The 20,552-nt window shown below is 73.2% G+C and carries 15 protein-coding genes; 9 read left to right on the top strand and 6 right to left on the bottom strand.

Going from position 1 to position 20,552, the window contains the following annotated elements; all coding sequences use genetic code 11:
- The first annotated feature begins 38 nt into the window (after positions 1–38).
- Complete coding sequence (locus tag OO60_RS20290; RefSeq protein ID WP_003093812.1) at positions 39–1,586, top strand: twin-arginine translocation signal domain-containing protein; 1,548 nt, start codon at positions 39–41, stop codon at positions 1,584–1,586.
- Positions 1,580–2,665 (top strand): alpha/beta hydrolase, encoded by a 1,086-nt coding sequence (locus tag OO60_RS20295; protein ID WP_003093811.1) that lies wholly within the window; start codon positions 1,580–1,582, stop codon positions 2,663–2,665. Before OO60_RS20290 ends, OO60_RS20295 begins: the two co-directional genes overlap by 7 nt.
- A 49-nt stretch (positions 2,666–2,714) precedes the next feature.
- Here OO60_RS20295 and OO60_RS20300 read toward each other — a convergent pair whose 3' ends face one another.
- The 3 genes from OO60_RS20300 to OO60_RS20310 are packed head-to-tail and all read right to left on the bottom strand — an operon-like array spanning position 2,715 to position 6,063.
- Positions 2,715–3,839 (bottom strand): sensor histidine kinase, encoded by a 1,125-nt coding sequence (locus OO60_RS20300; protein ID WP_003093808.1) that lies wholly within the window; start codon positions 3,837–3,839, stop codon positions 2,715–2,717.
- Entirely contained in the window at positions 3,836–4,513 is a 678-nt protein-coding gene (locus OO60_RS20305; protein ID WP_033261892.1) for a response regulator transcription factor, read from the bottom strand. The genes OO60_RS20300 and OO60_RS20305 overlap by 4 nt, the downstream gene beginning before the upstream one ends.
- Positions 4,514–4,548: 35 nt before the next feature.
- Complete coding sequence (locus tag OO60_RS20310; protein WP_051767726.1) at positions 4,549–6,063, bottom strand: PucR family transcriptional regulator; 1,515 nt, start codon at positions 6,061–6,063, stop codon at positions 4,549–4,551.
- Between the two features lie 98 nt (positions 6,064–6,161).
- Here OO60_RS20310 and OO60_RS20315 point away from each other — a divergent pair, with 98 nt between their 5' ends.
- The 5 genes from OO60_RS20315 to OO60_RS20335 are packed head-to-tail and all read left to right on the top strand — an operon-like array spanning position 6,162 to position 12,987.
- The gene (locus OO60_RS20315; protein WP_003097597.1) at positions 6,162–7,607 is read left to right on the top strand and encodes a sodium:solute symporter family protein; all 1,446 of its coding nucleotides are present in this window, start codon (positions 6,162–6,164) and stop codon (positions 7,605–7,607) included.
- Positions 7,600–8,544, top strand: coding sequence for an agmatinase (gene speB, locus OO60_RS20320; protein WP_003097600.1), 945 nt, complete (start codon positions 7,600–7,602; stop codon positions 8,542–8,544). Before OO60_RS20315 ends, speB begins: the two co-directional genes overlap by 8 nt.
- Complete coding sequence (locus tag OO60_RS20325; protein ID WP_003097603.1) at positions 8,541–10,184, top strand: thiamine pyrophosphate-binding protein; 1,644 nt, start codon at positions 8,541–8,543, stop codon at positions 10,182–10,184. The genes speB and OO60_RS20325 overlap by 4 nt, the downstream gene beginning before the upstream one ends.
- On the top strand, positions 10,181–11,539 hold the full coding sequence (locus OO60_RS20330) for an aminobutyraldehyde dehydrogenase (protein WP_003097606.1): 1,359 nt from the start codon (positions 10,181–10,183) through the stop codon (positions 11,537–11,539). Before OO60_RS20325 ends, OO60_RS20330 begins: the two co-directional genes overlap by 4 nt.
- Positions 11,536–12,987 (top strand): purine-cytosine permease family protein, encoded by a 1,452-nt coding sequence (locus tag OO60_RS20335; protein ID WP_003097611.1) that lies wholly within the window; start codon positions 11,536–11,538, stop codon positions 12,985–12,987. The genes OO60_RS20330 and OO60_RS20335 overlap by 4 nt, the downstream gene beginning before the upstream one ends.
- Positions 12,988–13,035: 48 nt before the next feature.
- Here the strand turns inward: OO60_RS20335 and dxs are convergent, their stop codons facing one another.
- Positions 13,036–14,946 (bottom strand): 1-deoxy-D-xylulose-5-phosphate synthase, encoded by a 1,911-nt coding sequence (gene dxs, locus OO60_RS20340; RefSeq protein ID WP_033261893.1) that lies wholly within the window; start codon positions 14,944–14,946, stop codon positions 13,036–13,038.
- Positions 14,947–15,120: 174 nt separating this feature from the next.
- On the opposite strand from dxs, the gene OO60_RS20345 reads away from it, so the two are divergent.
- Positions 15,121–16,590 carry an aldehyde dehydrogenase family protein gene (locus tag OO60_RS20345; RefSeq protein WP_003097616.1) on the top strand — a complete coding sequence of 490 codons (1,470 nt, stop codon included), beginning with the start codon at positions 15,121–15,123 and terminating at the stop codon, positions 16,588–16,590.
- 73 nt (positions 16,591–16,663) lie between these two features.
- Positions 16,664–17,101, top strand: coding sequence for a hypothetical protein (locus tag OO60_RS20350; RefSeq protein ID WP_003097622.1), 438 nt, complete (start codon positions 16,664–16,666; stop codon positions 17,099–17,101).
- A gap of 142 nt (positions 17,102–17,243) precedes the next feature.
- Here the strand turns inward: OO60_RS20350 and OO60_RS20355 are convergent, their stop codons facing one another.
- Positions 17,244–18,431 (bottom strand): class I SAM-dependent RNA methyltransferase, encoded by a 1,188-nt coding sequence (locus OO60_RS20355; protein WP_003067908.1) that lies wholly within the window; start codon positions 18,429–18,431, stop codon positions 17,244–17,246.
- Positions 18,428–20,461, bottom strand: coding sequence for an APC family permease (locus OO60_RS20360; protein ID WP_205624115.1), 2,034 nt, complete (start codon positions 20,459–20,461; stop codon positions 18,428–18,430). Before OO60_RS20360 ends, OO60_RS20355 begins: the two co-directional genes overlap by 4 nt.
- Between the last annotated feature and the right edge of the window lie 91 nt (positions 20,462–20,552).

A 20,552-nucleotide genomic window follows, 5' to 3' on the forward strand; every position in this document is an offset into this window, starting at 1 on the left:
GACACCGCGCGTTCACCCCGGCGGCTTAGCGTCCCGCCGTGACCACCGACAGACGCCGCTTCCTCAAGGGCGCCGGCCTCGCGGCCGCCGCCGCGGGCGTGCCCCTCCTGGCCCCTGCTTCCGCCTCCGCTTCCGCCGATGCCGACCTGGGCCGGTTGTGCGGCCGTTACCAGTGGCTGGTCGGCGACCACCACACGCACAGCCAGTACTCGTACGACGCGATGTACCGGATCGACCAGATCGCCGCCGGCGGGCGGGCGCACGGCGCGGACTGGATCGTCTTCACCGACCACGGCCACGCCGAGCACGAGAAGGTGTCGGTCGAGCCGACCGAGGCGGACTTCCTCGCCGCCCGGCGGAAGTACCCGGACCTGCTGCTGTGGCACGGCATGGAGTGGAACGTCCCCGGCGCCGAGCACGCGACCGTGTTCTTCCAGGCCGGCGCGCAGCAGGCGGCGAAGCTGCGCGAGTTCGAGCGGACCTTCGACTGGCGGCTGACGAACTCGGAGGCGTCGAGCCCGGCGAACGAGGCCCTCGCGCTGCGGGCGCTGCGCTGGCTGGCCGACGAAGAACGCGCGCGGCGGATCCACGCGCCCGTCGTGCTGATCAACCACCCGCTGCGCAACGGCCGCGTCGCCCCGCACGAGCTGCGCGCCTACCGCGACGCCGCACCGCACATCGTGATCGGCATGGAGGGCGCGCCGGGGGCGCAGGCGGACGGGTTCCCGAAGCCGCTCGGCAACGGCGGCGCGCGCGGCGGCTACGCGAACAGCCCCGGCGCGAACTCGTGGCCGGGCTTCCCGGCCGAGGCGTACCGGACGTTCGGCGGCTGGGACTGGGCGACGGCGAAGGTCGGCGGCCTGTGGGACTCGCTGCTCGCCGAGGGCAAGCCGTGGTGGATCACCACGAACTCCGACTCGCACTACAACCGCGGCGACACGCTGGTCCGCCCGCCGGTCCCGGACGGCTGGTACGACGGCACCGGCAAGTTCCCGGACCCGGTCGACAGCGGCGTCCGGCAGTTCGTGCCGCCGTACGCGGACTTCTACCCCGGCGAGTTCAGCCGCACGCACGTCGGCGTCACCCGGCGCAGCCTCGAAGGCGTTTTGGAGGGTCTGCGGGCCGGGCGGATCTGGCTGTCGCACGGCGGTCTCGTGCCGGACCTGCAGGTCGGCGCGTACAGCGGCGGTTCCTCGGCGACGCTGGGCGGCCGGCTGCGGGTGCGGCGGGGCTCGGACGTCACGGTCGTGGTCTCCGCGCGGCTGGCGTCCCGGCCGAACGGCGGCGGCTCGGTGCCGCGGCTGGCGCGCCTGGACGTCGTCGCGGGCCCGGTCACCGGCCCGGCGGCCGACCGCGACACGATGACCGCGCCCGGCACCCGAGTTGTCGAATCGTTCGAGCCGCGGTGGGCGCCGGGACGGCAGGTCGGGTACCGGCACACGTTCCGCAACGTCCGGGACCCGTTCTACGCACGGATCCGCGGGACGAACGGCGCCGGGGAGCCGGCGCCGGACGTCATCGGGCAGGCGAACCCGTTCGAGGACTTGTGGTTGTACGCGAACCCGATTTTTGTGGACGTGTGCTGAACGGACTGTCCCGCCGGGCGCTCGTGTGGTCGATCATGACCGGGCTGCGGTGGCTGCTGCGCCTGCCCGCGCCGGTGCTGCGGGTGCTCGCCGGGCGCCCGGTCGTCGTCGACGGGCGGCAGCCGGTGCCCACCGCGCGGATGCTGATGCGGGTGTCGCGGTTCGCGCCGTTCGACGCGCCGCACCGCAACGGCAGCCTGGCGCGGGCCCGGACCGAGCTGAACCTGGCGGGCGCGCTCGCCGGCGCCGGGATCTGCCCGGGTGTCCGGACCAGCGAGTCCACGTGGCCCGGGCCGGGCGGCGCGCTGCCGCTGCGGCGGTACGAACCGGCCGGCGTCCCGGCGCCCGGCCCGGCGCTGGTGTACTTCCACGGCGGCGGGTTCGTGCTCGGCAGCCTCGACACGCACGAGGGCGCGTGCCGGCTGCTCGCCGAGGAGGCCGGAGTGCGGGTGGTGTCGATCGGCTACCGGCTGGCCCCGGAGCACCCGTTCCCGGCGGCGGCGTCGGACGCGGTGGCGGGGTTCGCGTACGTCGTTTCCCACGCGGCGGAGTTCGGCGTGGACTCGGCCCGGCTGGCGGTGGGCGGCGACAGCAGCGGCGCCAACCTGGCGGCGGTGGTGGCCCACGCGGCGGCCCGCGGCGAGCTGCCCCGCCCGGCGTTCAGCCTCCTGCTGACCCCGGCGACGGACGCCCTCGGGGAGTCGCGGTCCCACGAGCAGTTCGGCTCCGGCTTCCGCCTGGACCGCGACGAATGGGCCTGGTACCGAGCGCAGTACCTCCGCGACCCGGCGTCCTACACGGACCCGCGAGCCTCGGTCATGTACGACGAGACTCTCGACAGCCTCCCACCGACGTACGTGGCCACGTGCGGCTTCGACCTCCTCCGCGACGAAGGCGAGGCCTACGCGGCCCGGCTCGCGTCCGCCGGAGTCCCCGTAGTCCACCGAAGGCACGAAGGCCAGCTCCACGGCTTCGCGAACCGCGTCGGCGTGGACCCGGACGCCCGCGCAGCCATGCTCCACGCGGCCGGAGTCCTCCGCGCCGGTCTCGCCCTCTCCCGCGGCTCTCGTGAGTGGTAAGGCGGGTTCTAACCCGCCTTACCACTCACGACCAGCCGCGGCAGACTGCTTACCGGACGGGGAGGTGGACCGTCACGGCGAGGCCGCCGCCCACGATCGGCTCCGCCGTGACCGTTCCGCCGTGGGCCGCCACCGCCGCGCGGACGATCGAGAGCCCCAGGCCCGCGCCGTGGCGGGCCGTGCGGGCCACGCCGGCCCGGCGGAACGGCTCGAACAGCTCCGCCACCCCCGCCGGGTCGACCAGGCCGCCCGACGAGCGGACCCGCAGGGTCGACCACTGCGGCCCCGGCTGCGTCACGACCTCCAGCCAGCCGCCCTCGACGTTGTGGCGGACCGCGTTCTCCAGCAGGTTGCCCGCGATCCGCTCCAGCAGCGCCGGGTCGCCGAACGCCGGCGCCGGCGGCGTCGCGAAGGTCGCCCGGATGCCGCGCTGGTCGGCTTCGCGGTGGACCGCCCGCCAGGCCCGGTCGACGACCGCGGCCAGGTCCACCGGCTCGCGGACGCCCAGCCCGGCGCCGTCGGTGCGGGCCAGCAGCAGCAGCGAGTTGACCAGCTGCCCGGCCCGCTCGGTGGCGTCCCGGACCACGCCGCCCATCCGGCGCAGCTCGGCTTCGTCGGCGTCGTCGTCGGCCAGGGTGACGTCGAGTTCGGTGCGGATCACCGACAACGGCGTCCGCAGCTCGTGGCTGGCGTTGGCGACGAAGTGGCGCTGCGCGTCGAACGCCGCCTGGAGCCGGTCGAGCATGTCGTCGAACGTGCTCGCCAGCTCGGCCAGCTCGTCGCGGGAGCGGATCTCGCCGATCCGCTCCCCCAGCGACTCGACCGACAGCCGCCGCGCGGTCCCGGTGATCTCGCGCAGCGGCAGCAGCACGCGCGAGGTGAACGTCCAGGCGAGGATCGCCGCGGCCGCCACCACCAGCAGGAACGCGATCGACCCGAACAGCAGCATCCGGTTCCGGGCGTGCACGCGCAGGTGGTCGGCCAGCGTCGAGGCGTCGACCGTGACGCCGTCGACGACCACGACGCTGCCCGGCGGCATCTGCGGGACGGCGTCGAGCGAGTCCCGGACCAGCGTCCAGGCCAGCCAGAGCAGCAGCAGGCTGACGGCGGCGACCAGCACGGTCGCCAGCAGGGTGATCCGGGCGCGGAGGGTGCGGGTGCCCGGCAGGTTCACGCGCGGGGAGCGCCCGGCTCCGGCACCCGGTACCCGGAGCCGACGACGGTCTCGATGATCCCCGGCTCGCCGAGCTTCTTCCGCAGCGTCATCACGGTGACCCGGACGGTCGTGGTGAACGGGTCGGCGTTCTCGTCCCACACCCGTTCGAGCAGCTCCTCGCTGCTGACGACCGACCCGGCGGCCTGCAGCAGCACCTCGAGGACGCCGAACTCCTTGCGCGTCAGCTCGACCGGGCCGCTCGCCCGCCGGACGGTCCGCTTGGCCGGGTCGAGTTCGACGTCCCCGGCGGTGAGCAGCGGCGGCGCGGCCGGGGTGGCCCGGCGGCCCAGCGCCCGCACCCGCGCGACCAGCTCGGGGAAGGCGAACGGCTTGGCGAGGTAGTCGTCGGCGCCCAGCGACAGCCCTTCGACGCGGTCGGACACCGAGCTGCTCGCGGTGAGCATCAGCACCCGGGTCAGCTCCCCGGACGCGACGATCTCCCGGCACAGCTCGTCCCCGGACATCCCGGGCAGGTCCCGGTCCAGCAGCACGACGTCGTACCGCGTGACGGCGGCCTTCTCGTGCCCGTCGTCCCCGGTGAGCGCGACGTCCACGGCCATGCCCTCCCGGCGCAGCCCGCGGGCGATCGCGTCGGCCAGGGGTTCCTCGTCCTCGACTACCAAAACTCGCACGGGCCCACAATCCCATATTTTCCTGAGAGTGCCCTTTAAGGACTGTGTGTGACCGGTGAGAGCCACCGCAGCGCGAACCACAGCCGCATCCGGACCTCCGGGTCCGCCAGATCCACCCCCAGCGCCTTCTCCACCTGCGCGATCCGGTGCCGGACGCTGTTGCGGTGCACGCCCAGCTCCGCCGCGGTCGGTTCCCAGCCGCCGTGGTGGGCCAGCCACGTCCGCAGCGTCGGCACCAGCGACCGGTCCCCCGCCTGGTCCAGCGCCACCAGCGGCGCCAGGACCTGAGCCGCGAATCCGCCGGCCGCGGCCGGATCGAGCAGCGAGCCGGGGTCCGGCGGGCCGTCGGCCGCGACGACCGGGCGGCCGAGCGCCCGGGCGCGGGCCAGCAGCAGGTCCAGCTCCGCCACCGCGCCCGCCACCCGGCCCGCGGGGACCGGCGAGCCCGCCGCCGCGAGCCAGCCGTGCGCACGCAGGTCCTCGAGCACCTCCGGCGCCGGAGCCGTCCCCGCGACCGCCGTGAACCGCGGTCCGGGACCGACCTCGACGAGCGGGGTGTCCAGCCGCGCCCGCAGCCAGTCCGGGCGCCGGGCCACCTCGTCGGGACCCCGCCGGAACGCCGCGCCCGCGACCAGCCGCACCACCTCCGAGCCCAGCAACGACCAGGCCGCCTCCCCCGGCGACACCCGGCCGAGCAGCAGGCCGGTGGCCGCCGCGCCCAGCTCGGCCGCGTCCGAGCCCGCGCGGCCGACCAGGCCCAGCAGGGCCGCGCCGACGGCGAGGATGGCCCGGTCGGCGCCGTCGAGCCGGTGGGACCGGCCGACGACCACCAGGTGCGACGCCGTGGCCTGCGGGTACACCGGCTGGACGACGACGAACCCGCCGTCGAGCTCGGTGGTCGCGCTCCGGATCCCGCTGCCCGCCCGCACGGTCGCCATCAGCTCCCGCACCTCCGGCGGCAGCGGCGCCGGCGCGTCGTGCGCCGAGGCCAGCACGTCCCCGGCGCCGACCAGGGCGACCCACGACCGCAGCACCGCCGCCAGCGACGACGTCAGCTCGCCGAGCCCGCCGCCCGCGGCGCGCGTGAGCGTCTCGCGCGCCGCCGTGATCCGCCGCTGTTCCCGCTGGCCCGCCTCGGTCAGCGCGACCGAGACCGCCCGGTTGACGGCCAGGAACGGGGTCCGCGTCGGCACCACCAGCAGCGGCAGCCCGTGCCGCGCGCAGGCCCGGCGCAGCGGTTCCGGCAGCGTTTCGTGCACCGACGGGGTGAGGCCGAACCCCAGCGCCGTCACGCCGGCGTCGCGCAGCCCGCGCACGTACCGGTCGATCCGCCCGGGCAGGTCGACCCCCGCGGTGAGGATCAGCTCGCCGCCCAGCAGGTAGGGCGCCGGGTCCTGGAGCTCGCTGACGTGCGCCCAGCGGACCGGGGCGTCCAGCGCGCCCGGCCGCAGCGTCTCCGGGACGACGTCGAGCGCGAGTTCCCGGTTGCCGACGACCGCCCGTAACGGGACATTCACCTCTGTGTGCCATGCGTCCGCGTTCTGGGTCATCTCGTCCTCGAATAAGTCGACTCGGGGACGAATCATCCCATGCCGGAGGGGTGGCGGGCGACCCTACGGTGACCCGAAACCGACGTGAGGAGGACACCGTGACCGGCGACTACGCGGTGATCGCGCTGTACATCGCGGGCATGCTCGGGGTCGGCTGGTACGGCCTGAAGCTCGCGAAGACGAAGTCCGACTACCTGGTCGCCGGACGGCGGCTGGGCTGGTTCATGTACTCCGGCACGATGTCGGCCGTCGTGCTCGGCGGCGCGTCGACCGTCGGCGGCGTGAAGCTCGGCTACAAGTTCGGCATCTCCGGCATGTGGCTGGTGGTCAGCATCGGCGTCGGCATCCTGGTGCTGCACGCGCTGTTCGCGCGGCGGCTGGTGCGGCTGAAGGTCTACACCGTCGGCGAGATGCTCGACCTGCGCTACGGCGGCCGCACCAGCGCGGTGTCCGGCGTCGTCATGTGGGGCTACACGCTGATGCTCACGGTCACCTCGACGCTGGCCTTCGCCACCATCTTCAAGGTGCTGTTCGACCTGCCGAACTGGGCCGGGATCGCGGTCGGCGGCTCGATCGTCGTCCTCTACTCGGTGCTCGGCGGCATGTGGTCGATCACGCTCACCGACATCGCCCAGTTCGTCATCAAGACCATCGGCATCCTGGCGATCCTGCTGCCGGTCGCGATCAGCTCCGCCGGCGGCTTCAGCGGCATGAGCGCCAAGCTCGACGCGAGCTTCTTCAGCTTCACCTCGATCGGCACCGACACGATCATCACGTACTTCGTCATCTACACCTTCGGCCTGCTGATCGGCCAGGACATCTGGCAGCGCGTGTTCACCGCCCGCACGCCGGCGATCGCGACGTCCGGCGGCATCACCTCCGGCGTCTACTGCCTGGTCTACGGCCTGGCCGGCGCGCTGATCGGCACCGCCGCGCACGCGCTGTACCCGGACATCGCCAGCGCGCAGGACGCCTTCGCGACGATCGTCGAGCGGCTGCTGCCGACCGGCGTCCGCGGCCTGGTGCTGGCCGCCGCGCTGTCGGCGATGATGTCGACCGCGAGCGGCGCGCTGATCGCCTGCTCCACCACCACGACGTCGGACCTGCTGACCAAGCTGGGCCTGAAGAAGGGCGGCGAGGTCAGCCGCAACCGGATCGCCACGCTCGTGCTCGGGCTGCTGGCCATCGGGATCGCGATGATCGTCGACGACGTCGTCAACGCGCTCACCATCGCCTACGACATCCTGGTCGGCGGCCTGCTGGTGGCCATCGTCGGCGCGCTGTTCTGGAAGCGCGGCACGCGGCAGGGCGCGTACGCGTCGATGGTGGCCGGCACGCTCTCGGTGATCGCCTTCATGATCATCGACGGCGTGGACGCCAACACCCCGATCTACTGGGGCCTCGGCGCGAGCCTGGTCGTCTACGTGGCGGTCAGCTTCGCCACGCCCCGCACGGCCGACTCGATCCTCGCCGTCTGGACCCGCCGCCTGAGCGGCGTGGAAACGCCCATCGCCCACCGGGAACAGGAGCCCACCAGTGCCTAACATCGGACCCCTCGACTCGTCGCGCATCCCCCGGTTCGCCGGCTTCGCGACCTTCGCGCGGCTGCCGCGGATCGACCAGGTCGAGCGCGCCGACGTCGCCGTCGTCGGGGTGCCCTTCGACTCCGGGGTGTCCTACCGGCCCGGCGCGCGGTTCGGCCCGGCGGCGGTGCGCGAGGCGAGCCGGCTGCTGCGGCCGTACCACCCGGAGCTGGACGTCTCGCCGTTCGCCGAGAAGCAGATCGTGGACGCCGGGGACATCGCGGTCAACCCGTTCAATATCGGCGAAGCGATCGAGACGCTGCAGCAGGAAGCCGAAGCGCTGCAGGCGGACGGGACGCGGCTGGTGACCGTCGGCGGCGACCACACCATCGCGCTGCCGCTGCTGCGCGCGGCGGCGAAGCAGCACGGACCGGTTGCGCTGCTGCACTTCGACGCGCACCTGGACACCTGGGACACCTACTTCGGCGAGCCGTACACCCACGGCACGCCGTTCCGGCGGGCGTCCGAGGAAGGCATCCTCGACACGAGCGCGCTGTCCCACGTCGGCACGCGCGGGCCGCTGTACGGCAAGCGGGACCTCGAAGAGGACCGCCGGCTCGGCTTCGGCATCGTCACCTCCGGCGACGTCCTGCGCCGCGGCATCGACGAGACCGTCGACGCGCTGCGCCAGCGCATCGGCGACCGGCCGCTGTACGTCTCGGTCGACATCGACGTCCTCGACCCGGCCCACGCCCCCGGCACCGGCACGCCCGAGGCGGGCGGGATGACCAGCCGCGAGCTGCTGGAGATCCTGCGCGGGCTGCGCGACCTCAACCTGGTCGGCGCGGACGTCGTCGAGCTGGCCCCGGCCTACGACCACGCCGAGATCACCGCCATCGCGGCCTCCCACGTCGCCTACGACCTGGTGAGCCTGCTGTCGCTGGGGAAGGGCGCATGACCCGCATCGGCGGGGACGTCGTCGTCGAAACCCTGCGGGCGCTCGGCGCCGACACGGTGTTCGGCCTGCCCGGCCAGCACGCACTGGGCCTGTTCGAGGCGCTGCGGCGCGCCGGCGACCTGCGCGTGATCAGCGGGCGCGTCGAGAACAACCTGGCCTTCGCCGCCGACGGGCACGCCCGCGCCCGGCTCGCGGCGAACCCGGACGGCCCGGTCCCGGTGACGCCCCTGGTCGTCTCGACCGGCCCCGGCGCGTTGCTGACCCTGGCGTCCCTGCAGGAGTCGCGCGCGGCGTCGGTGCCGGTGCTCGGGATTTCGAGCCAGGTGCCGGTCGCCGGGCTCGGCGGCGGGCGGCACGGGTACCTGCACGAGCTGCCCGACCAGCAGGCGAGCTTCCGGGACGTCGTGAAGTCGGTGCACGTGGTGCGGCGGGCGAGCCAGATCCCGTCGGCGCTGCGGGAGGCGTGGACGTCGGCGGCGACCGCGCCCTACGGCCCGGTCTGGGTCGAGATCCCGCAGGACGTGCTGCTCGGCCCGGCCGGGCTCCCGCCGATCACGTCGGTGTCCGCCGCTCCCCCGGCGCTGGAACCGCTGCCCGAGCTGGTCACCGCCGCGGCTGAGCTGCTGGGAGCGGCGTCGAACCCGGTGATCCTGGCCGGCGGCGGTGCTTTGCGGTCCGGCGCTTCGGCCGAGCTGACGGCGCTGGCGGAGGCGTTGCGCGCGCCGGTGATCTCGACGTTCGGCGGCAAGGGCGTGTTCGGCTGGGACCACGAACTGTCCGGGCGGTCGTGGCTGGAGGACTGGCACACCACGGAGTTCCTGGCGGACGCCGACGTGCTGCTGGTGCTCGGCTCCGGGCTCGGCGAGCTGTCCAGCAACTACCGCGAGTTCGCCCCGCGCGGCCGGGTGGTCCAGGTCGAAGCCGACCTGGGGAAGCTGGAGTCGAACTACCCGGGCCTCGGCATCCACGCCGACGTCCGGCGCACCCTGCAGGCGTTGCTGGAGTGGGTGCCGATGCGGGCGTCCGACGGCCGGGCCGAGCGCGCGGTGTCCGGCCTGCTCGCGCGCGTCGAGTCGCGTTTGGACGGTCAGGACCTGGCCGCCGAGCGGAAGCTTATCGACGACATCCGGGCCGCGCTGCCCGCCGGCACGCAGACGTTCTGGGACATGACGATCGCCGCGTACTGGGCGTGGTCGGCGTGGAACCCCGAGGGCGCGCCGATCCACACCGCGCAGGGCGCGGGCGGGCTCGGCTACGGCCTCCCGGGCGCGCTCGGCGGCGCGGCCGCGGGCGGGACCACGCTGGCGGTGTCCGGCGACGGCGGCGCGATGTACGGCCTCGCCGAGCTGGCCACGGCGGTGCAGCACGGCCTCGACGTCACGTGGCTGATCGTCGACGACGGCGGCTACGGCATCCTGCGCGAGTACCTCACCGGCGCGTTCGGCCGGTCGACGGCCACCGAGCTGGCGCGGCCCGACTTCGTGGCGCTGGCCCGCTCGTTCGGCGTCCCGGCCCGGCTGTCCACACCGGACACCGTGGGCGCGGACCTCGCGGAAGCGCTCCGCACGCCCGGGCCGTCCGTCGTCGTCCTCCCCGCCTTGCTGAAGATGTTCGCGCCGACCCACCTGGAGCAGGCATGACCCGCACGCTCGACCTGACCGACCCGGCGACCGGCGAGGTCTTCGGGACCACTCCCGTCGCGTCCGCGTCCGAAGTGGACACGGCGCTCGAATCGGCCGCGCAAGCGTTTGCGATCTGGCGGCGCAGCACCCCGGCGCAACGGCAGCTGGCGCTGCTGAAGATCGCCGACGCCCTGGAGGCCCGGGCGGCCGAGTTCGCCGACCTGGAGGTGCGCGAGACCGGCAAGATCCGGTCGGTGGTGCTCGAGGAGGAGATTCCGGAGTGCGTGAGCGCGCTGCGGTTCTTCGCGGGTGCCGCGCGGCACCTCGAAGGCACCGCGGCCGGCGAGTACGCGCCCGGCCACACGTCGGTCATCCGCCGGGAGCCGGTCGGCGTCTGCGCGCAGATCGCGCCGTGGAACTACCCGCTGATGATGGCGGTCTGGAAGATCGCCCCGGCACTGGCGGCGGGCAACACGGTGGTGCTCAAGCCGGCCGAGACGACCCCGTCGACGGCCGTGCTGCTGGCGCGCGTGGCCGCGGAGTTCCTGCCCGCGGGCGCGTTCACCGTGCTGACCGGCGACCGCGACACAGGCCGCGCGCTGGTCCGCCACCCGGTCACGGACCTGGTCTCCATCACGGGGTCGACGCGGGCGGGCATCGACGTCGCCACCGTGGCGGCCGCCGACCTCAAGCGCACGCACCTGGAACTGGGCGGCAACGCGCCACTGCTGGTCTTCCCGGACGCCGACGTCGCATCGACGACCGAGGGCATCGTCGGCGCGGCGTTCTACAACGCGGGGCAGGACTGTACGGCGGGCAGCCGGGTGCTGGTGCACGCTTCGATCCACGACGACTTCGTCGCGGCGCTGGCGAAAACCGCCGCGGCGCAGACGCCGGGTGTGGACTACGGGCCGCTCAACAGCGCGGCGCAGCTCTCGCGCGTCGAAGGGCTCATCGCGCGGCTGCCGTCACACGCCCGCATCGAGACCGGCGGGACGCGGTTCGGTTCCCGCGGGTTCGCCTTCGCCCCCACGGTGGTTTCGGGGGTGCGGCAGGACGACGAAATCGTCCAGGAGGAGATCTTCGGCCCGGTGATCACGGTCCAGTCCTTTTCGGACGAAGCTGCGGGCGTGGCCATGGCCAACGGCGTCCCCTATGGCCTGGCGTCCTCGGTGTGGACGCGCGACCTGGCGGTGGCCGCACGGGTGTCGGCCGAACTGGACTTCGGCTGCGTGTGGGTGAACACGCACGGCCCCCTGGTGGCCGAAATGCCCCACGGCGGCTTCGGCCATTCCGGCCACGGCAAGGACCTCTCGGCGTACGCGTTCGCCGAGTACACCCGCGTCAAGCACGTGATGACGAGGTTCGCATGAGCACGCGGGTGACCGAGGTCGAGCAGCACGGCATCGCCCCGATCCCGCCGGCCGACCAGACATCCCGCCCGCGCGACCTGTTCCGCCTGGCCTTCGGCGGCGCGAACACCTTCGCCACGATCATCCTGGGCACGTTGCCGATCGCCTACGGGCTGAGCTTCCGCGACGCGGTGCTGGCCACCGCGCTCGGCGTGGTCGTCGGCGGCCTGGTGCTGGCCCCGATGGCCCTGTTCGGACCGCGGACCCGCACGAACAACGCGGTGTCGTCGGGCGCGCACTTCGGCGTGGTGGGCCGCTGCGTGGGATCTTTCCTGTCCCTGCTGACGGCCATCACCTTCTTCGCGATCTCGGTGTGGGTGAGCGGCGACGCGGTGGCGGGCGCGGCCCAGCGCCTGTTCGGCTTCGACGGCGGCCCCCTGCTGCGCGGGGTGGCCTACGGCGTGATCGCGACCGCGACGCTCGTGGTGTGCATCTACGGCTACCGGTTCATGCTCCTGGTCAACCGCGTCGCGGTCGTCCTGGGAACGGCGATCATGCTGCTGGGCGTGTTCGCCTACGGCGGCACGTTCGACCCCGGCTACGCGGGCACGGGAACGTACGCGCTGGGAACGTTCTGGCCGACGTTCACCTTGGCGGCGTTGACGGCACTGGCCAACCCGATCTCGTTCGGCGCGTTCCTCGGCGACTGGGCCCGCTACATCCCGGCGTCACACCGCAAGCGCTCACTGCTGGCGGCACCGTTCCTGGCCCAGGTGGCCACGCTGCTCCCCTTCGGCTTCGGCATCGCGACGGCGACCCTGGTGGCGAACCCGGCGGACTACATCACCGGCCTGACGGAGATTTCCCCGCTGTGGTACGCCATCCCGTTGATCGTGGTGGCCCTGATCGGCGGCCTGTCCACCGGAACGACGTCGCTGTACGGAACGGGCCTCGACTTCAGTTCGATCTTCCCGAGGCTGTCCCGGGTCCGGGCGACGCTGCTGATCGGGACGCTGAGCGTGGCGTTCATCTTCGTCGGCAACTTCGTGCTGGACATGGTGTCGAGCATCAACGCGTTCGCCACGCTGATCGTGCTGTGCACCAGCCCCTGGATGGTGATCATGATGATCGGCTTCGTGCAGCGACGCGGGTTCTACGACGTCGCGGATCTGCAGGTGTTCAACGAGGGCCGCCAGGGCGGCAGGTACTGGTTCACCCGAGGGGTGAACTGGCGAGCCATGGCGGCGTGGATCCCGGCGACCACACTGGGGTTGCTGTGCGCGAACACCCCGATGATCGCCGGCCCGCTGAAGGACATAGCGGGCGGCGTGGACATCAGCCTGCTGATGACACTGGTGACCGCCGCGGTCGCCTATCCGGTGCTGGTGAAGCTGTTCCCGGAGCCGCCCGAAGTGCTCGGCCCGGTCGCGGACACCGCGGCGCCCGCCGCACTGGGCGCGCGAGCCTGAAGTCCCTGCCCGGGCGGGGATCGCCCGGGCAGGGTCGAGCTCGCCCGCTCAGCTGCGGTCGGCGTTCTTCTTCGCCGGCTCGTCCGAACCCAACCGGCCCGAGGCCCATTCGGTCACCCGGCGGGCCACGTCCTGAGCCGTCAGCCCGATCCGCCCCAGCACCTCGTCGCGGCTCCCGTGGTCGTGGAACGACTGGGGTACGGCCAGATCCCGCAGCGGCACGTCGCACTCGGCGTCCCGGAACAGCGCCGCCAGCGCCGAGCCGAACCCGCCGTGACGGCCGCTGTCCTCCACCGTCACCACCAGCTTGTGCTGTGACGCCAGCGCCACGAGCTCGGCCGGGACCGGCAGCACCCACCGCGGGTCCACCACGGTCACGCCGATCCCCTGGTCGGCCAGCCGGTCCGCGGCCGCCAGTCCCAGTGTCGCGAATGCACCTACCGTCACCAGCAGCACGTCGGCGCCTTCGGCCGGGCGGCGCAGCACGTCGACCGTGCCGATCCGCTCGACCGCCGTCACGTCCGTCCCGACCTTGCCCTTGGAGAACCGCAGCGCCGTCGGGCCGTCCGACACCGCAACGGCCTCGCGCAGTTCCTCACGCAGCGTCGCCGGGTCGCGCGGCGCCGCCACCCGCATCCCCGGCACCATCCCGAGCAGCGACAGGTCCCACATGCCGTGGTGGCTCGGCCCGTCCGGCCCGGTGATCCCGGCCCGGTCGAGCACCAGCGTCACCGGCAGGCGGTGCAGCGCGACGTCCATCAGCACCTGGTCGAACGCCCGGTTCAGGAACGTCGAGTAGATCGCCACCACCGGGTGCCGGCCGCCCATGGCCAGCCCCGCCGCCGAGGTGACGGCGTGCTGCTCGGCGATGCCGACGTCGTACCAGCGGTCCGGGAACGCCTCGGCGAACTTGTCCAGCCCGGTCGAGCGCAGCATCGCCGCGGTGATCGCGACGACGTCCTCGCGCTCGGCGCCGATCGCCGCCAGCTCCGAGCCGAACACGCCGGTCCAGCTGGGGCCCTTCACCGGCGGCAGGCCGGTCTCCGGGTCGATCGGGTCGGTCTGGTGCATCTGGTCGTGCTGGTTGTTCACCGCGGGCGCGTAGCCGTGGCCCTTCTCGGTGACCACGTGCACGATCACCGCGCCGCCGAACGCCTTCGCGCTGTGCAGGGCCTTCTCGAGCGCCACCTGGTCGTGGCCGTCGACCGGGCCGAGGTACTTCAGGCCGAGGTCGGAGAACATCGCCTGCGGGCTCAGCGCGTCCTTCAGGCCGGCCTTCGCCGCGTGCAGCGCCGCGTAGATCGGCCTGCCGACGACCGGGGTGTGCCGCAGCAGCTCGCGGCCGCCGTCGAGCAGCCGCTCGTAGCCGGGCTGCAGGCGCAGCGCCGCGAGGTGGTCGGCCAGCCCGCCGATGGTCGGCGAGTACGAGCGGCCGTTGTCGTTGATCACGATGACGACCGGGCGGTCCCGGTGCGCGGCGATGTTGTTGAGCGCCTCCCAGCACATGCCGCCGGTGAGCGCGCCGTCGCCGACGACGGCGATCGCGTGCCGCCCGCCGCCGGCCAGCTCGAACGCCTTCGCCAGGCCGTCCACATAGGACAGTCCGGACGACGCGTGGCTGCTCTCCACCCAGTCGTGCTCACTCTCCGCGCGCGACGGGTAACCGGTGACCCCGCCGGTCTGGCGCAGCAGGTCGAACCCGTCGGCGCGGCCGGTGACGATCTTGTGCACGTACGCCTGGTGACCGACGTCCCAGACGATCGCGTCGCGCGGCGAGTCGAACACGCGGTGCAGCGCCAGGGTGAGCTCGACGACGCCGAGGTTCGGCCCCAGGTGCCCGCCCGCCCGCCGGACCTTGTCGACGAGGAAGTCCCGGATCTCGGCGGCCAGTTCGCCGAGGTCCTCGACACTCATGCGCTTCAGGTCCGCCGGTCCGCCCACGGACTCCAGCATCGTCACTCGTCTCCACCTCACTCGCTCGGTTCCGGCCAGTCTACGGAGAGCCGCCAGCGGACAGCCGCAGGCCGCGTCCGGCGTCACAACCGGAGCGCGACCACAGGTCAGCACCCGGGGTGAACCTCGTCTCGCCGCGTCGCTGTGGCGGTCACGCGGCGTGGCCACGAGAATGGCCGCATGGCGGACTTCTTCATCGGCGGCGACTGGGTGGACGCGGTGGACGGCGGGCGGCGCGAGATCCGCTGCCCGGCCGACGGCTCCCTGGTCGCGACGGTCGCCGAGGGCACCGCCAAGGACACCGAGGCCGCCATCGCGGCGGCGCGCCGGGCGTTCGACACCGGCCCGTGGCCCGGCACCCCCGCCCACCTGCGCGGCGACCTGCTGCTGCGCACCGCGGACCTGCTGGACCGCGACGCGGAGGCGTTCGCCCGCGCCGAGTCGCTCGACACCGGCAAGCGCCTGGTGGAGAGCCGGTACGACATGGCGGACATCGCCGCCTGCCTGCGCTACTTCGGCAAGCTCGCGGCGCAGGACGCCGGGCGGGTCGTCGACACCGGCAACCCGGACGCGGTCAGCCGGATCGTGCACGAGCCGGTCGGCGTCTGCGGCCTGATCACGCCGTGGAACTACCCGCTGCTGCAGACCGTGTGGAAGATCGCGCCGGCGCTGGCGGCGGGCAACACGTTCGTGCTGAAGCCCAGCGAGCTGACCCCGCACACCGCGATCCTGTTCCTCAAGCTGCTCACCGAGGCGGGCCTGCCGCCGGGCGTGGGGAACCTGGTGCTGGGCGCGGGCGCCGAGGCGGGCGCGCCGCTGGCGGCCCACCCGGATGTCGACCTCGTGTCGTTCACCGGCGGCCTGGCGACCGGCAAGGTGATCGCCGCGTCGGCCGCGGCCACGGTCAAGAAGGTGGCACTGGAGCTGGGCGGCAAGAACCCGAACGTGGTGTTCGCCGACGCCGACTTCGAGACCGCGGTCGACTACGCGCTGACCGCGGTGTTCCTCCACTCGGGCCAGGTGTGCTCCGCGGGCGCGCGGCTGATCGTCCAGCGCGAGTGGCACGACGAGTTCGTCGACGAGCTGGTGCGCCGCGCCGAGCGGATCCGGCTGGGCGGCCCGTTCGACCCGCACGCGGAGACCGGGCCGCTGATCTCGGCGGCGCACCGCGCGAAGGTGGAGGCGTACGTGGCGGCGGCGCTGGCCGAGGGCGCGGTGCTGCGCACCGGCGGCCGCCGTCCGGACGACCCGGCGCTGGCCGCCGGTTTCTACTACCTGCCGACCATCCTGGACCAGGTGAAACAGGGCTCGTCGGCGGTGACCGACGAGTCGTTCGGCCCGGTCCTGACGGTCGAGACGTTCACCGACGAGGACGACGCGGTCCGCATCGCCAACGACACGCACTACGGCCTGGCGGGAGCGGTGTTCACCCAGGACGCGGGGCGCGCGCAGCGGGTGGCGGGCCGGCTGCGCCACGGGACGGTGTGGATCAACGACTTCCACCCGTACCTGCCCCAGGCCGAGTGGGGCGGCTACAAGCAGTCGGGCTTCGGCCGCGAGCTGGGCCCGACGGGGCTGGCCGAGTACACCGAGGTCAAGCACATCTACCAGAACCTGCGCCCGGCCCCGCAGCACTGGTTCGCGGGCTGAGCATCGCCCGATCGGGAACGCCCGGACGGCCCAGCGCCTTATGCTGCCCCCACCGCGACGCAGGGAGGCCGGAGTGGACCAGCAGCGACCGGGGAACCGGCTCCGGGGCCCGCGGGCCGTCCTGGTGGGACTGGCCGGGCTGGGCGTGATCGCCGGCCTGACCCTGCGGACGGCGGAGTACCCGGGAGCGCTGCCCCCGGGAACGCCCGACCCGGAGCTGGACCTGGGCCTGCGCCTGGTGTGCGCGGCGGCGGTGCTGATCGCGGTGACGCTGGCGTACCTGACGTTCGCCCGCCACCAGGACGAGCCACTGGCCATGGCGTCCTTGCCGGGCCTGGTGGTGACGGGCGTGATCCTGCGCCACCTGGTGGTGACGCTCCCGGGAGTGACCCGCATCCAGCCGGCGGCCCGGGTGGTGCCCGGAGCGGGAACGTGGGTGCTGCTGGTGTCGGGCGTGGCGATGACGGCGGCAGGCTTGGCGGCGGCGTTCGCGGTGCGCCGAGCAGGCTAAGCGACGCCTGCCGGCAGGCACGACAGCGCGCCGGTTCGGCCGACGACCAACTACTGCACTCGCGGCCGCGCCGGGCGCCGGCCCGACCGGGCAGCCGCGCCCACGACCGCACCCGGCCGGAGAACACCGCGCCGCGTCCGGCTCACGACAGCAGCGCCACGCACTCCACGTGGTGCGTCATCGGGAACGCGTCGAACGCCCGCAGGTCCGTCAGCGAGTACCCGTGGGACGCGAACGTCGCCACGTCCCGCGCCAGTGCCGCCGGGTCGCAGGCCACGTACACGATCCGGTCCGGCGCGCCCGCCACGATCGACTCCACGACCGCCTTGCCCGCGCCCTTGCGCGGCGGGTCCAGCACCACCACGTCGACCGGTTTGGCCGCCGACGCCAGCACGTGCTCCACCCGGCCGGCGCGCCACGACACCTGGGGCAGGTCCGCGAGGTTGCGCTCGCCGTCCGCGACCGCGCGCCGGCCGGACTCGACCGCCAGCACCCGGCCCGATGTCCCCACCTGGCCCGCCAGCACCGACGCGAACAGCCCGACCCCGGCGTAGAGGTCCCAGGCCGTGCCGCCGGAAGGCGCTTCCGCCCACTCCCCCACCACCGCCGCGAACGTCGACGCCGCCGCCGGGTGGACCTGCCAGAAGCCGTGCGCGTCGAGGCGCCAGTCGCGGCCCGCCGCGTGCTGGACCGCGACTCCGCCGCTCAGCTGCCGGGCCCGGACCTTCCCGCGGACCGTCGACAGCTCCCGCACGTGCAGATCGCCGTCGCCGTCGGTCGTGATCTCCAGTTCGCTGCCCGGGCGCCAGCGCCGCGCCAGGACGTCGTCGAGCTCGCCCGGGACCGCGATCGGGCAGTCGTCCAGGGCCACCACCCGGTGGCTGTGGTGCGCGCGCAGGCCCGCGCGCCCGTCGCGCCCGGCGACCAGCCGGACGCGGCTGCGCCAGTCCAGCGGGCCGCCGTCGAGAGCCTCGACGACCACCTCGCGCTCGATCCCGGCCAGCCGGTGCAGCTGCTCCGCCACCACCGACGCCTTGAGCGAGCGCTGGTAGTCCGGCGAAGCGTGCTGCCAGTCGCAGCCGCCACAGCCGCCGGGCACGGCCAGCGGGCACGGCGGCGGGACCCGGTGCGGAGACGCCGAAAGCACCTCGATCGCGTCCCCGCGGCAGAACGAACCGCCGTTGTCCTCGGTGATCTCGACGCGGACCTGCTCGCCCGGCAGCGCGTGCCGGACGAACACGACCCGGCCCTCCGCGCGCGCCACGCAGTGGCCGCCGTGCGCCACCGCGCCGACCTCGACCTCGAGGACGCGGCCCAGCCAGCTCGTCATTCGGCGGGCTCCTTGGGCTTCGGCGCCGCGACCGGCTTCCCGTTGGGCGAGAACCCGCGGCGGACGTCGCCCGCGGCCGGGCGTTCGTTCCGGACGCGCGCGGCCGCCTTGGCCGAGGACTCCAGCTGCCACGGCACGCTCGCCACGATCACGCCGGACTGGAACAACAGCCGTCCCTTGAGCCGCAGCGCGCTCTGGTTGTGCAGCACCTGCTCCCACCAGTGCCCGACCACGTACTCCGGGATGAACACGGTGACCACGTTGCGCGGGTTGTCACCGCGCACGCGCTTCACGTAGTCGAGGACGGGTTTCGTGATCTCGCGGTAGGGCGATTCGACGACCTTCAGCGGCACCTTGAAGTTGTGCGCGTCCCACTCGGCGGTGAGCTTGCGGGTGTCGGCATCGTCCACATTGACCGTCACGGCCTCGAGGACGTCCGGGCGCATCGCCTTGGCGTAGGCCAGCGCGCGCAGCGTCGGACGGTGCAGTTTGGACACCAGGACGATCGCGTGGTTGCGCGAGGGCAGCACGGTCGGGGTGTCGCCGAGCTCCTTCAGCTCGTCGGCGACGCGGTCGTAGTGGCGCCGGATCGCCGTCATCAACGCGAAGATGGCCACCATCGCGGCGATCGCGATCCACGCGCCGAGCAGGAACTTGGTGATGAGCACGATCACCAGGACGGTCGCGGTCATGGTCAGGCCGATGGCGTTGACCGTCTGCGAGCGCCGCATCCGCCGCCGCGCGCCCGGGTCGGTTTCCCTGGCCAGCAACCGGTTCCAGTGCCGGATCATGCCCGCCTGGCTGACCGTGAACGACACGAACACGCCCACGATGTAGAGCTGGATGAGCCGGGTGACCTCGGCGTCGAAGGCGATGATCAGCACCAGCGCGAAGGCCGCCAGGAACAGGATGCCGTTGGAGAACGCGAGCCGGTCGCCGCGGGTGTGCAGCTGGCGCGGCAGGTAGCGGTCCTGCGCCAGGATCGAGCCCAGCACCGGGAAGCCGTTGAACGCGGTGTTCGCGGCCAGCAGCAGGATGATGCCGGTGGAGAAGGAGATGTAGTAGAACGCCGGCGGGAAGTCGGCGAACACCGCGTGCGCGATCTGCGCCACGATCGTCTTCTGCTCGTAGCCGGCCGGCGCGCCGGCGAGCTGCTTCGCCGGGTCCTCGGCGAACTTGACGTCGGTGATCGTGGCGAGCGTGATGATGCCGACCAGCATGGTGACCGCGAGCAGGCCCATCATCAGCAGCGTGGTGGCCGCGTTCTTCGACTTCGGCTTCTGGAACGCCGGGACGCCGTTGCTGATCGCCTCGACACCGGTCAGCGCCGCCGCGCCGGAGGAGAACGCCCGCAGGATCAGGAACGCGTACGCGACGCCCGCGAAGGTGCCTTCGGCGTTCAGTGTGAACCCGGCGCTCTCGGCCTTCATCTCGGTGCCGGTGGCCGCCTGCACCAGGCCCCAGGCCACCATGACCAGGATGCCCAGGATGAACCCGTATGTCGGGATCGCGAAGGCCTTCCCCGACTCGCGGATGCCGCGCAGGTTCAGCGACGTCAGCACGACCACGATGACGATGGAGGCGAGCACCTTGTGCTGCGCGACCCACGGCACGGCCGAGCCGATGTTCGCCACACCGGACGAAGTGGACACCGCGACCGTCAGGACGTAGTCGACCAGCAGGGCGCTGGCCACGGTGAGGCCGAACTTGCCGCCGAGGTTGGTGTTGGCGACCTCGTAGTCGCCGCCGCCGCTCGGGTAGGCGTGCACGTTCTGCCGGTAGGAGGCGACGACGACGAGCATGACCAGGGCGACCATGATGCCGATCCACGGCGCGATCGCGTATGCGGACAGCCCGGCGACGCTGAGCGTCAGGAAGATCTCTTCCGGCGCGTACGCCACGCTCGAGAGCGCGTCGGACGCGAAGATGGGCAGCGCGATGCGCTTCGGCAGCAGCGTGTGAGCGAGCCTGTCACTGCGGAACGGACGTCCGAGGACCAGGCGTTTCAGCACGGTCGGGAACTTCGACACCACGGAAGCGTAACCGTCCGGGCGCACGGTAGGTTCGGCGCTGGTATGTCGGGGGTATGACGGACGGGTAACCGCCGAGGAGGAGGCAGGG

Source organism: Amycolatopsis vancoresmycina (genome assembly GCF_000716785.1).
GTDB lineage: Bacteria > Actinomycetota > Actinomycetes > Mycobacteriales > Pseudonocardiaceae > Amycolatopsis > Amycolatopsis vancoresmycina.